The sequence below is a fragment of the Enterobacter sp. WI-ESBL-E8 genome (genome assembly GCF_053364895.1).
Map to the genome: position 1 here is coordinate 2,472,237 of NZ_JBRWXJ010000001.1, position 12,018 is coordinate 2,484,254.

Genomic DNA, 12,018 nt, shown 5'->3' on the forward strand with positions numbered 1-12,018 from the left:
GGGGATCGAACATGCCAAATAACGCGTCAATGTGACAGACATCAATTTATGCAGTCTTTACCCATGCCGAAACGGACAAATGGCATATTTAAAACGTCAGGGTTTGAACTGGCAAAATAAACCTCGCCCGTTCTGTTGTCCCGTGGTTCGTATTTTTTCAACATTTCCAGTTGAATGCCGGTGCTCATAAATGTTTTTCCGGTTTTATCAAACAGGAAGAAACATATTTTATTATCTTTGCCCGGCTCAATACTTTTGCCCGACACGTTATCCAGCGTCACCTTATAGCTGACCATGTATTTCGCTTCACCCGTTACGCTGTTCCATTGGCTTCCCTGAGACTCTTTTTGAGCGAAAATAGTGATCCCGGTAAACTTGTCGCCATGGCTCTCTTTCTCAACGGCCTGAGCCGCCCCGGCTGCGGACAACGCTAACGCAAGGCAAATGCCTTTAGTTAGGAGATTACGCATTTTATCTTCCTCTTCATTTTTTACACTGATCCACTATAGACAGAATTGATTTATGCAACCCAGGATCGTGAGGCGCATAATAAAATTCTACGGAAGTCTGTTTTCCGCTGAATTTACTGACTTCGACCCAGGCAACATCGGTAGGATTGCTATCCTGCAGATTATATCTTTCGCTACCGTCAGGAAGGGTATCATCAAATTCCAGCGATAAATGTTCTCTGGCTGATGCGTATATGAGGCAATCTGCAACCTGGCTTTTTGGATGATTGATATAGAAGGAAGCCACTTCCGGATGCGTTCCAATTTTACCCAAATCCACGCAGCCGCTTAAGCACAGAACGGGGAAGAGTATAAGAAGTTTCTTCATAACGCGGCGCCTCACTGCTTAGGGTCAATCAAGAGGGCCAGTCTACCATTGTGCGTTATAGCGCACAACCGCTACATGGCTGACCGTTTCCGCCCAACAAATGTCCAGCGCAGGTAGTCGTAAAGCCAGTTAAACAACATCGTGTATGGCAGGAAAAACAGCACCAGCCCAATCTCAACAAAAAATGCCTCAGTCATTGTTAAATTCAGCATAACCATCGCAACAGGGATCAAGGTGACGATCAGTCCCGCTTCAAAACCAACCGCATGGAGTGCACGAATGAGGAAGGTTCGCTGAAAGCGGTGTTTTTTCTGCAGCGAGTCAAAGAGTTTATTAAACACAAAATTCCAGGCCGTCGCGGTGAGGGCAGATATCACGGACAGCGAGCCTGACTGGAGTATCGACACGTTCATCAGCCAGGCAAGCGACAGCGCGATGATAACGTTCGCTATCACTTCAAAAATGACAGCATGGAAGATTCTCTCTTTAATGCTTTTATTTAATTCAATTTCCATTTGCTTAGGGCTGCTTTTTTCAAAAGCTGAAGTATATCAGACATCTTTCAACCCTTTGTAAACGTGCAGGTTAGGATTATGTTAAATACAGCCCAGACCAGCTAATGTGGCATGCACGGCCTCGGTAAGAGGGGTATGCGGTTCATGGCCTAAAAAGGCCATAAGTTTTGCATTATCCATCTCTATTTTCTGCTCCCAAAGATAGCGCATCTCCCGCATTTCATGCAGTGTGATGTTAAAAGGGCTCATCATAGAGATAAGCCACCAGGGAAATGACTTTACCTTCGCCTTAATACCGGCACGCTCCGCGACACGCTTTATGGCTGCGGTCATCGCTGTCCCATCAGGATCCCAGTGCCCACGCATGTGGAAACTGGCAAACGGCTCGAGCTCATCCCGACGCGCCAGCAGTGCTGCGAGCGTTTCGGCGACATCCGGCAGATAAGCCCACTGATGGCCTGCGCCGGTTTTCCCAGGGTTTCTAATTACCTTCGGTGGTTGCCCCGGTTTGACCAATCCCTGTGAAAACCAGTTGTTGCCTGCGTGGGGACCAAAAAAGTCGCCAGCCCGCAAAATCAGCACCTTGCCGCCACGCTGAGCATAGGCTTCGAGTGCCTGCTCCATTTGCACTCGTATGGCTCCTTTTCGGGTAACAGGATTCTGGAGAGAATCTTCACGTAAGAGGGGAAACGCATCCGGACCGTAGTTATAAATCGTGCCCGGAAGAACGATTAAAGCACCGTTTCGCTCCGCTGCGCTGATGGTGTTATGCAGCATGGGCAAAACCAGCTGTTCCCAGTTCCGATAGCCCGGCGGGTTAACGGCATGGACAATCACGCTACACCCTGACGCCGCAGCCTCAACCTGTTTTACATTCTGCGCATCACCGCTTAACCATGTAATACGTTTATTGTGCTCGTCGTTTTGCGGAACGCTGCGGCGCAATGCGCGAACATCCCATTCGTTACGGATCAATTTACGGGCAATTTCGCCGCCGATCCCGCCCGTTGCGCCCAGTATGAATACCTTATTTGTGTTTTTCATCGTCAGACCCTTGTTGGATATCTGCTTGACATCTTAATGAGCGCGCGGGCTAAATGTAATTGCATAATATAAGCCAACAGGTATGCATTTTTGTATGAAGCTAAATATCCCGTGGGAATGGTATCGCACCTTCCTGGCCGTGATGAAAGAAGGGTCCTTATCAGGGGCCGCACGCGTGCTTGCCATCACCCAGCCAACCGCCGGGCGCCACATTGCGGCACTGGAATCAGCCCTTGGTCTTGTTCTATTTACCCGTTCGCAGACAGGGCTGCAGGCCACGGATGCCGCCGTCGAGCTGAGAGGCCATGCGCAAACGATGGAAAACACCGCCATGATGATTGAGCGGTCGGCTGCCAGTTTCAGTTCCGGCGAAACCGGGTTACGCGGCGTGGTGCGCGTCGCTGCCAGCGAAATTATCGGCACGGAGGTTCTGCCTTCGGCGATCGCCAGAATAAAGGAAGCATACCCACAGATAGCCGTTGAGCTGGTTCTGTCTAATCGCGTTCAGGATTTACTGAACCGGGAAGCGGATATTGCCGTCCGCATGACCACGCCGGTGCAGGATCAACTGATTGCGCGTCGGATGGGGAAGATTGAAATAGGTCTGCATGCCGCGCCGGATTATCTGTCGCGACATAGTGCACCGGAAAGTATTGATGAGCTATTTACCCATACGCTTGTGGGTTTCGATACTGTAACTCCCTTTATTTTACAGTCGCTTAAGCAATTCCCGCAGCTTAACCGCGATCGGCTTAACGTGCGAACTGACAGTGATATTGCACAATTAAACCTCATACGCGCAGGAGCCGGGATCGGGATGTGTCAGGTACAGCTGGCCGATTTTCCAGTGCCGTTGCAGAGGATAATGCCTGAATTCTTTGCGTTTCATCTCGACGTCTGGCTGGTGATGCATGAGGACTTACGCCATAGCCAGGCCTGTAAAACGGTATTTGATTTTCTGTCTGAGGATTTACAGGGTTATATCAACAGGGTGCTGCGGTGATTCGTTCGGGAGGTCATTGCAACGTCATGCCGGGGAGCAGTGAGAAAGTCGATATGCATTTAGTGGATGTGTGCAGGTCCTTAATTGAAACCATGGGATGGTGAGACTGAGATGCTACAATAAGCGTACTTAGACGTCAGTGCGCATAATGTATATTATGTTAAATTGGATATTTGAGGTGATAAGCCTCGTATAATCTGTTGGGGTCTTTCCTCCTCTATTATGACAAAGCGTTCCTGTCTCCAGCCATTAGCCCAGGACCAGAGTTTAGCTAACGGTCAGCTCGTATTTTTTGATCTTGCGATACAGCGTGGCAATCCCGATACCCAATTCGTCTGCCGCCTGTTTCTTGTTGCTATAACGGCTTAGGGCATCGCGTATCATCTGCCGTTCCATCTCTTCAAGCCCGGTTACACCCTCCTCCTCTTTTGCGACTCTGCCTCCCGTTGTCCCTGCCGCTCCTTCGCGTTCGCCGGTTTTACCGCTGCTCACCAGGTTTGGTGGCAGCAGCGAGATATCGATCACTTCGCCGGATGGGACCACGTTGACCAGATACTCCATCAGGTTGCTCAACTCACGAATGTTACCCGGCCAGCGGTAGCTTTTCAGCAGCGTAATCACCTCCGGCGCTACGCCCGGGTACACCAGTTCCAGCCGACGGGTATGCAGATGCAGGAAATAGTGAATCAGCAGTTCAATATCATCCTGACGTTCACGCAGCGGCGGCAGGCGTAACGGAATGACGTTAAGCCGATAGTAGAGATCCTCACGAAACTTACCGTCGGCGATAAACCGATCGAGGTTTTGATTGGTGGCGGAAATAATTCGAATATCCACCGGTACCGGATGGCTAGCCCCTACCGGCTGGATCTCGCGCGATTCAATGGCCCGCAGCAGCTTGGCTTGCAGAGTGAGCGGCATATCGCCAATTTCATCGAGAAACAGCGTCCCATGGTTAGCGGCCTGAATCAGCCCCGTTTTACCGTTGGCTGACGCGCCGGTGAAGGCCCCTTTCACATAACCAAACAGCTCGCTTTCCAGTAGCTGTTCGGGAATGGCGGCACAGTTGATGGCAATAAACGGCTTATCTTTGCGATCGCTCAGCTTGTGCACCGCACGCGCAACCACCTCTTTACCGGTTCCGCTTTCCCCGGCAATCATCACGCTTGATGGGCTGGGCGCCACGCGGGTAATCAGCTTTTTCAACTGCCGCATTGGGCGACACTCGCCGACCATCTGTTCAATCTGCGGCCCTTCCTGCGGCGCGGTAATCTCTGCCGAAGAGTGTGATTGATGAAACGCCATCAGAAACAGCCACTGATCCTGAATGGCATGCAGCTGACCGATAATAAGCTCTTTCTTATCATCAATAGAAATGACGTGCTGAACGTGACCGCGAATAAAGTTTTGCGCGAACGTCAGAGGCCGAAAGTGAATCTCTTTACCCACCATATTCCCCTGGCTCACACCAAGGATTTTTAACGCTGCCTGATTAACAAATTTGACTTTCTGCTCCTGACTGACAACCAGTACACCCTGGTCCATATTGTCAAGCATCGTTAAAAACATTTTCTGGATATTGTCGCCGCCGCTCTGATCCTCAAGTAAACGGGAGACAAATATTGAAGAGACGTGACGAACATAATCGGAAAACTCGGTGATGTTATCATTGATTCTTTCCTGCTGCTCGCGCGTCAGGGCAATCAGGCTAATAACGCCAACGCACTGTTCCTGATAAATCACCGGTGTACCCAGGAAGGCCTTTTCTTTGCAGGTTTCTTTACTCTCACACCCTTTGCATAAGGGGTCGAAACGCGAATGGGTCACCACCTTCTCTTTTTTTGTTTCAATAATGTAACGAAGAAGTCGCGAGTCTGTATTTAATTTGCGGCCAAGGAATTTACCGTAGCTTCCCGTACCGGCCACGCGGCACAGGGTATTATCGACAATCTCAACTTCAAGCTGGAGTACGCTGGAGAGCATGCGGGCAAAACGTTGAATGGTTGGCTGAATCTGCATCAAAATAGATGACGAACTGCAAGGTATCATAATATCACTCACTGAAAGCTAACTGGGTGAACGACAACGTTTATTTCTCTGTAATGATACTACCGCAGCCCTTAGCAATAATTGATGCAGGTGCCTTCTCTTTTTCAATTCTTGCGTCAATTATGGAGGCGGTATCACATTTTTATATCAATGTGATAATTCTGATGATGATTTTATCAATTTGGCGCACTTTTCTCGCGAAAGTCTTTTATTTCGCGAAAACACAGCCTGTACAAATAAACATATAACAAAACCGCTCGCCGTCATTTTTATTACCCATCGCCACAGCGGCTACTTTTTCGTGACAGCCCTCTCATAATTCCACTGTTTCATCCGCGGTTAATCAGGTCGTTTTGAAATTGGCATGCTTATTGTTAGTGAAATATCAGCGCTGGCATTTGCCGCAGCGGTAACCAGCAATCAATAAGCCCGTCATTCACGACCAGGATTGAAATATGAAAACTGTTAACGAACTGATTAAGGAAATCAACACGCTGAATTCGAATCTGCATGAGAAGGATTTTCTGCTGACATGGGAACAGTCGCCGGATGAACTCAAGCAGGTGCTGGACGTCGCGGAAGCGTTAAAAACGCTGCGTGCGGAAAATATCGCCACCAACGTGTTCAACAGCGGGCTGGGAATTTCGGTATTCCGCGATAACTCTACCCGTACCCGCTTCTCCTATGCCTCGGCGCTGAATCTGCTTGGGCTGGCGCAGCAGGATCTCGACGAAGGAAAATCGCAGATTGCCCACGGTGAAACGGTGCGTGAAACCGCAAATATGATCTCCTTCTGCGCCGATGCTATCGGTATTCGCGATGACATGTATCTTGGCGCGGGTAATGCTTATATGCGTGAGGTTGGCGAAGCGCTGGATGATGGCTACAAGCAAGGCGTGCTGCCGCAGCGTCCGGCGCTGATTAACCTGCAATGCGATATTGACCACCCTACGCAGGCGATGGCCGATCTGGCGTGGTTACGTGAATACTTCGGGTCGCTGGAGAATCTTAAAGGCAAGAAAATTGCTATGACCTGGGCCTACTCCCCAAGCTACGGTAAGCCTCTTTCTGTGCCGCAGGGCATTATTGGCCTGATGACCCGTTTCGGTATGGACGTCACCCTCGCCCACCCGGAAGGCTACGACCTGATTCCTGACGTGATTGAAGTGGCGAAAAACAACGCCAAAGCGTCCGGCGGCAGCTTCCGCCAGGTGACGGATATGGCGGAAGCCTTTAAAGATGCCGATATCGTCTACCCGAAATCCTGGGCGCCGTATCAGGTCATGGAGCAGCGTACTGAGCTACTGCGCGCTAACGATCGCGACGGCCTGAAGGCGCTGGAGAAAGCCTGCCTGGCGCAGAATGCCCAGCATAAAGACTGGCACTGCACCGAAGAGATGATGGCAAAAACCCACGACGGCGATGCGCTGTATATGCACTGCCTGCCCGCTGATATTACCGGCGTCTCCTGCAATGAAGGCGAAGTCACCGAAGCCGTATTCGAAAAATACCGTATCGCCACCTACAAAGAGGCCAGCTGGAAGCCGTACATCATCGCCGCCATGATCCTCTGCCGTAAATACGCGAAGCCGGGCATGTTGCTGGAGCAACTGCTGGCCGAAGCGCAAAAACGCATCAAATAGCCTTCCCTGCTGGCCTGTGGGCCAGCATCTCTCCCCGTAATGACGAATAAGGACAGAGTATGTCTGCTTTCTCGCTGAAAATGGATATTGCCGATAACCGTTTTTACACCGGCGAAACGTCGCCGCTGTTTTCGCGCCAGCCTGCGAAACAGGCGCGCCGTTTTCATCAAAAAATTAGCGGCTATCAGCCGACGCCGCTATACGCGCTTAATGATCTGGCCGCCCTGTTCGGCGTGAGCAAAATTCTGGTGAAGGACGAGTCGCGGCGTTTTGGCCTGAACGCCTTCAAGATGCTCGGCGGTTCTTACGCGATTGCACAATTGCTGTGTGAAAAGTATCAGCTGGATATCAACGGACTGTCGCTTGACGGCCTGAAGTCACGCATTAAAGAGAAAATGACCTTCGCCACCACCACCGACGGTAACCACGGTCGCGGCGTGGCGTGGGCAGCGCAGCAGCTTGGCCAGAACGCGGTGATTTATATGCCGAAAGGTTCGGCGCAGGAACGCGTGGACGCCATTTTACGCCTGGGCGCGGAATGCATCGTCACCGACATGAACTACGACGACACCGTGCGCTTCACCATGCAGACGGCGCAGAAAAACGGCTGGGAGGTGGTCCAGGACACCGCATGGGAGGGTTACACCAAAATCCCCACCTGGATTATGCAGGGCTACGCCACGCTGGCTGATGAAGCCGTCGAACAGATGTCGGCAATGGGCATCGCCCGCCCGACGCACGTTTTCTTACAGGGCGGCGTGGGCGCGCTGGCCGGCGGCGTACTGGGTTATCTGGTCGACGTTTACGGCGCGGATAACCTGCATTCCGTTATCGTTGAGCCTGAACTAGCCGACTGTCTCTACCGCTCCGGGGTGAAGGGGCAAATCGTCAACGTCGGCGGCAACATGGCCACCATCATGGCGGGGCTTGCCTGCGGTGAACCCAACCCGCTCGGGTGGGACGTCCTGCGCAGCTGCGCCAGCCAGTTTATCTCGTGTCAGGACGCGGTTTCCGCACTCGGTATGCGAGTGCTGGGCAACCCGATCGGCCACGATCCGCGCGTTATTTCCGGGGAGTCCGGCGCGGTCGGCCTTGGCGTGCTCGCCGCCGTTCACTACCACCCGCAGCGCGATGCGCTGATGGACAAGCTGCAGCTGGATAGCCGCTCCGTCGTGCTGATCGTCAGCACAGAAGGCGATACCGACGTGAAGCATTACCGGGAAATCGTCTGGGAAGGCAAGCATCCGGCTGCGCAATAACCCTTACCAATTAAGAACTGGAGAACATCCTCATGGCTAAGCATATTCCTTTTAAACTGATTGTTGAAAAAGCCAACCACTACCAGCAGGACATGACCCGCTTTCTGCGCGATATGATCGCCATCCCAAGCGAAAGCTGCGACGAAAAACGCGTGGTGCACCGCATCAAAGAAGAGATGGAGAAAGTCGGCTTCGATAAAGTGGAAATCGACCCTATGGGCAACGTGCTGGGCTATATTGGCCACGGCCCGCGCCTGGTAGCGATGGATGCGCATATTGATACCGTAGGCATCGGTAATATCAAAAACTGGAGCTTCGACCCGTACCAGGGCATGGAAACCGACGAACTCATCGGCGGGCGCGGCGCGTCGGACCAGGAAGGCGGGATGGCGTCCATGGTCTACGCCGGAAAAATTATCAAAGATCTGGGGCTGGAAGATGAATACACCCTGCTGGTGACCGGTACGGTGCAGGAAGAAGACTGCGACGGGCTGTGCTGGCAGTATATTATCGAACAGTCCGGTATTCGCCCGGAGTTCGTGGTCAGTACTGAACCCACCGACTGTCAGATTTACCGCGGCCAGCGCGGGCGTATGGAAATTCGCGTGGATGTTTCTGGCGTTAGCTGCCACGGCTCCGCGCCGGAACGCGGCGACAACGCCATCTTTAAAATGGGGCCGATTCTCAACGAGCTGCAGGATCTCTCCCATAAGCTGGGCAACGACGAATTCCTGGGTAAAGGCACCCTCACCGTCTCGGAAATCTTCTTCACCTCGCCAAGCCGCTGTGCGGTTGCCGACAGCTGCGCCGTTTCCATCGATCGTCGTCTGACCTGGGGCGAAACCTGGGAAGGTGCGCTGGACGAAATTCGCGCCCTGCCTGCGGTGCAAAAAGCCGGTGCGGTTGTCTCCATGTACAACTATGACCGCCCATCGTGGACCGGGCTGGTGTATCCAACCGAATGCTACTTCCCGACCTGGAAAGTGGAAGAGAACCACTTCACCGTGCGCGCGCTGAGCAACGCGTATGAGGGACTCTTCGGCAAGGCTCCGGTAGTGGATAAGTGGACCTTCTCCACCAACGGCGTCTCAATCATGGGCCGTCACGGCATTCCGGTGATTGGTTTTGGCCCAGGTAAAGAGCCCGAAGCCCACGCGCCAAACGAAAAAACCTGGAAGTCTCACCTGGTCACCTGCGCCGCAATGTATGCCGCTATTCCGCTGAGCTGGCTGGCCACCGAGTCACTGTAGTCCGCTATTCCTCCCGCCGTTCGCGGCGGGAATCTGGAGTTTATATGCGCGTACTGATTAAAAACGGCACCGTCGTCAACGCCGACGGACGAACCAGGCAGGACCTGCTGATTGAAAACGGCCTCGTTAGCCAGCTGGCCGATAACATCACCGTTGAACAACCCTGTGAAACGATCGACGCCAGCGGTTGCTACGTAATGCCCGGCGGCGTTGATGTTCATACCCATTTCAATATTGATACCGGCCTGGCCCGCAGCTGTGACGATTTCTTTACCGGCACCCGCGCGGCTGCCTGCGGCGGTACGACCACCATCGTCGATCATATGGGATTTGGCCCGGCAGGCTGCCGATTACGTCACCAACTGGAAACCTATCGCGGCTACGCCGCCTACAAAGCGGTGATTGACTACAGCTTTCACGGCGTCATTCAGCACATCAACCACGCCATTCTCGATGAAATTCCGATGATGGTCGATGCGGGGATCAGCAGCTTTAAGCTCTATTTAACCTACCAGTACAAACTGAGCGACGACGATGTGCTGCAGGCGATGCGTCATCTGCACGCCGCGGGCGCGCTCACCACCGTACACCCGGAAAACGACGCGGCCATTGCCCTTAAACGCTCTGAGTTTCTGGCCCAGGGAAAAACCGCGCCCCGCTATCACGCCCTGAGTCGGCCGCTGGAGTGCGAGGCGGAAGCAATCGCCCGCATGATTAACCTCGCGCAGCTCGCCGGTAACGCGCCGCTGTACATTGTGCACCTGTCGAACGGGCTGGGGCTGGAATATCTGAAGCTGGCGCGTTCACGTCATCAGCCGGTATGGGTTGAAACCTGCCCGCAGTATCTGCTGCTCGATGACCGCTGCTATGAACGCGAGGATGCGCTGAAGTACCTGCTCAGCCCGCCGCTGCGCAACGCCAGTAACAATGACGCGCTGTGGTGCGGGGTGAGCGACGGTTCGATCGACGTGATGGCCACCGACCACTGTGCCTTTTCGATGGCCCAGCGTCAGCATTTATCGAACGGCGATTTTAGCCGCTGCCCGAACGGCCTGCCGGGGGTAGAAAACCGTCTGCTGCTGCTGTTCTCCCACGGGGTAATGACCGGACGCATCACGCCCGAGCATTTTGTGGCGCTTACCAGCGCCAACCCGGCGAAGCTGTTCGGCCTGTGGCCGCAAAAAGGCGTGCTGGCGCCGGGCGCGGACGGCGACGTGGTGATTATCGACCCGCTCCGCACCACCACCATTCGTCACGAAATGCTGCACGACAACGCCGACTATTCACCGTGGGAAGGGTTTATCTGTCAGGGCTCCATTCGCCAGACGCTGTCGCACGGCCGGGTGATTTTCAGCAACGGGACCTTTAGCGGCGTCGCCGGACAGGGCCGTTTCCTTCGTCGCGCCCCTTTTTCTTCCGCTCCGATCCCCATGAGCGGAATATCATCTTAAAGAGAGGATGTCATGAGTAAAAAAATCGTACTCGCGCTGGGCGGAAACGCGCTGGGCGACGACCTGGCCGGGCAAATGCAGGCGGTTAAACAAACCGCGCAGGCCATCGTCGACCTGATTGCTCACGGCCACCAGGTGGTGGTGACGCACGGCAACGGTCCGCAGGTAGGGATGATCAACCTGGCGTTTGAAGCGGCCGCCAAAACCGATGCCCATACCCCGATGCTGCCGATGTCGGTGTGCGTGGCGCTGAGCCAGGGCTATATCGGTTATGACCTGCAAAATGCGCTGCGCGAGGAACTGTTGTCGCGCAATATGCATATTCCGGTCGCCACGCTGATTACCCAGGTGGAAGTCGACGCCAACGATCCGGCGTTCAGCAACCCAACCAAGCCTATCGGCTCCTTCTTTAGCAAAGAAGAAGCGGAACAGCTGGCCCTGAAAGGCGATATCCTGAAAGAGGACGCAGGGCGCGGATATCGTCGCGTGGTCGCCTCGCCGCAGCCTGTCGATATTATTGAAAAAGAGACGGTGAAGGCGTTGATAGATGCCTGCCATGTGGTGATCGCCGCCGGCGGCGGTGGGATCCCGGTGATCCGCGAGGGGAATCATCTTCGCGGCGCCAGCGCGGTCATTGATAAAGACTGGGCTAGCGCGAAGCTGGCGGCGATGATTGATGCCGATATGCTCATCATTTTGACCGCTGTGGAGAAAGTGGCGATTAACTTTGGTAAACCCAACGAACAGTGGCTGGATAAACTCACCTTAGGCGATGCCGACCGTTTTATTGCCGAGGGCCACTTTGCCAAAGGCTCTATGCTGCCGAAAGTGGAGGCCGCAGCCTCCTTTGCCCGCTCTCGTCCGGGGCGTAAAGCATTGATTACCGTATTGAGCAAAGCGAAAGAAGGTATTGAAGGAAAAACCGGCACGATTATCGAAGGGTAAACGTCGACCGACCGCAACAAGT

Annotated in this window: 11 protein-coding genes; 6 read left to right on the forward strand and 5 right to left on the reverse strand. The window is 53.6% G+C overall.

Going from position 1 to position 12,018, the window contains the following annotated elements:
• Positions 1–41: 41 nt before the first annotated feature.
• The 4 genes from ACWHWP_RS11915 to ACWHWP_RS11930 all read right to left on the reverse strand — a co-directional run bounded on the left by ACWHWP_RS11915 (position 42) and on the right by ACWHWP_RS11930 (position 2,396).
• On the reverse strand, positions 42–470 hold the full coding sequence (locus ACWHWP_RS11915; protein WP_447855650.1) for a DUF4354 family protein: 429 nt from the start codon (positions 468–470) through the stop codon (positions 42–44).
• Positions 471–483: 13 nt separating this feature from the next.
• A complete protein-coding gene (locus ACWHWP_RS11920; protein ID WP_447855651.1) occupies positions 484–837 on the reverse strand; it encodes a hypothetical protein in 354 nt (117 codons plus the stop codon).
• A 71-nt stretch (positions 838–908) separates the two neighbouring features.
• The gene (locus tag ACWHWP_RS11925; protein WP_447855652.1) at positions 909–1,352 is read right to left on the reverse strand and encodes a PACE efflux transporter; all 444 of its coding nucleotides are present in this window, start codon (positions 1,350–1,352) and stop codon (positions 909–911) included.
• An 81-nt stretch (positions 1,353–1,433) separates the two neighbouring features.
• Positions 1,434–2,396, reverse strand: a complete 963-nt coding sequence (locus tag ACWHWP_RS11930; RefSeq protein ID WP_447855653.1) for an NAD(P)H-binding protein — start codon at positions 2,394–2,396, stop codon at positions 1,434–1,436.
• A gap of 94 nt (positions 2,397–2,490) precedes the next feature.
• Between ACWHWP_RS11930 and ACWHWP_RS11935 the strand changes: the two genes are divergently transcribed.
• A complete protein-coding gene (locus tag ACWHWP_RS11935; RefSeq protein WP_447855654.1) occupies positions 2,491–3,399 on the forward strand; it encodes a LysR family transcriptional regulator in 909 nt (302 codons plus the stop codon).
• Between the two features lie 267 nt (positions 3,400–3,666).
• On the opposite strand, the gene ACWHWP_RS11940 is transcribed toward ACWHWP_RS11935, so the two are convergent.
• Positions 3,667–5,448, reverse strand: coding sequence for a sigma 54-interacting transcriptional regulator (locus ACWHWP_RS11940; protein WP_447855655.1), 1,782 nt, complete (start codon positions 5,446–5,448; stop codon positions 3,667–3,669).
• Between the two features lie 455 nt (positions 5,449–5,903).
• On the opposite strand from ACWHWP_RS11940, the gene ygeW reads away from it, so the two are divergent.
• The 5 genes from ygeW to arcC are packed head-to-tail and all read left to right on the forward strand — an operon-like array spanning position 5,904 to position 11,996.
• Positions 5,904–7,091, forward strand: a complete 1,188-nt coding sequence (gene ygeW / locus ACWHWP_RS11945) for a knotted carbamoyltransferase YgeW (protein ID WP_447855656.1) — start codon at positions 5,904–5,906, stop codon at positions 7,089–7,091.
• Between the two features lie 59 nt (positions 7,092–7,150).
• A complete protein-coding gene (gene dpaL / locus ACWHWP_RS11950; RefSeq protein ID WP_447855657.1) occupies positions 7,151–8,350 on the forward strand; it encodes a diaminopropionate ammonia-lyase in 1,200 nt (399 codons plus the stop codon).
• A 32-nt stretch (positions 8,351–8,382) separates the two neighbouring features.
• On the forward strand, positions 8,383–9,600 hold the full coding sequence (locus ACWHWP_RS11955; RefSeq protein ID WP_032647245.1) for a YgeY family selenium metabolism-linked hydrolase: 1,218 nt from the start codon (positions 8,383–8,385) through the stop codon (positions 9,598–9,600).
• Between the two features lie 44 nt (positions 9,601–9,644).
• Positions 9,645–11,051 (forward strand): dihydropyrimidinase, encoded by a 1,407-nt coding sequence (hydA, locus tag ACWHWP_RS11960; RefSeq protein ID WP_447855658.1) that lies wholly within the window; start codon positions 9,645–9,647, stop codon positions 11,049–11,051.
• A 12-nt stretch (positions 11,052–11,063) separates the two neighbouring features.
• Positions 11,064–11,996 (forward strand): carbamate kinase, encoded by a 933-nt coding sequence (gene arcC / locus ACWHWP_RS11965; RefSeq protein WP_059310075.1) that lies wholly within the window; start codon positions 11,064–11,066, stop codon positions 11,994–11,996.
• Positions 11,997–12,018 lie beyond the last annotated feature (22 nt).

Coding starts and splice junctions, on each gene's coding strand:
- ACWHWP_RS11955 (WP_032647245.1), top strand. CDS start 8,383: ATGGCTAAGCATATTCCTTTTAAACTGATTGTTGAAAAAGCCAACCAC.
- ACWHWP_RS11940 (WP_447855655.1), bottom strand. CDS start 5,448: ATGATACCTTGCAGTTCGTCATCTATTTTGATGCAGATTCAGCCAACC.
- ygeW (WP_447855656.1), top strand. CDS start 5,904: ATGAAAACTGTTAACGAACTGATTAAGGAAATCAACACGCTGAATTCG.
- dpaL (WP_447855657.1), top strand. CDS start 7,151: ATGTCTGCTTTCTCGCTGAAAATGGATATTGCCGATAACCGTTTTTAC.
- ACWHWP_RS11935 (WP_447855654.1), top strand. CDS start 2,491: ATGAAGCTAAATATCCCGTGGGAATGGTATCGCACCTTCCTGGCCGTG.
- arcC (WP_059310075.1), top strand. CDS start 11,064: ATGAGTAAAAAAATCGTACTCGCGCTGGGCGGAAACGCGCTGGGCGAC.
- ACWHWP_RS11920 (WP_447855651.1), bottom strand. CDS start 837: ATGAAGAAACTTCTTATACTCTTCCCCGTTCTGTGCTTAAGCGGCTGC.
- ACWHWP_RS11915 (WP_447855650.1), bottom strand. CDS start 470: ATGCGTAATCTCCTAACTAAAGGCATTTGCCTTGCGTTAGCGTTGTCC.
- hydA (WP_447855658.1), top strand. CDS start 9,645: ATGCGCGTACTGATTAAAAACGGCACCGTCGTCAACGCCGACGGACGA.
- ACWHWP_RS11925 (WP_447855652.1), bottom strand. CDS start 1,352: ATGGAAATTGAATTAAATAAAAGCATTAAAGAGAGAATCTTCCATGCT.
- ACWHWP_RS11930 (WP_447855653.1), bottom strand. CDS start 2,396: ATGAAAAACACAAATAAGGTATTCATACTGGGCGCAACGGGCGGGATC.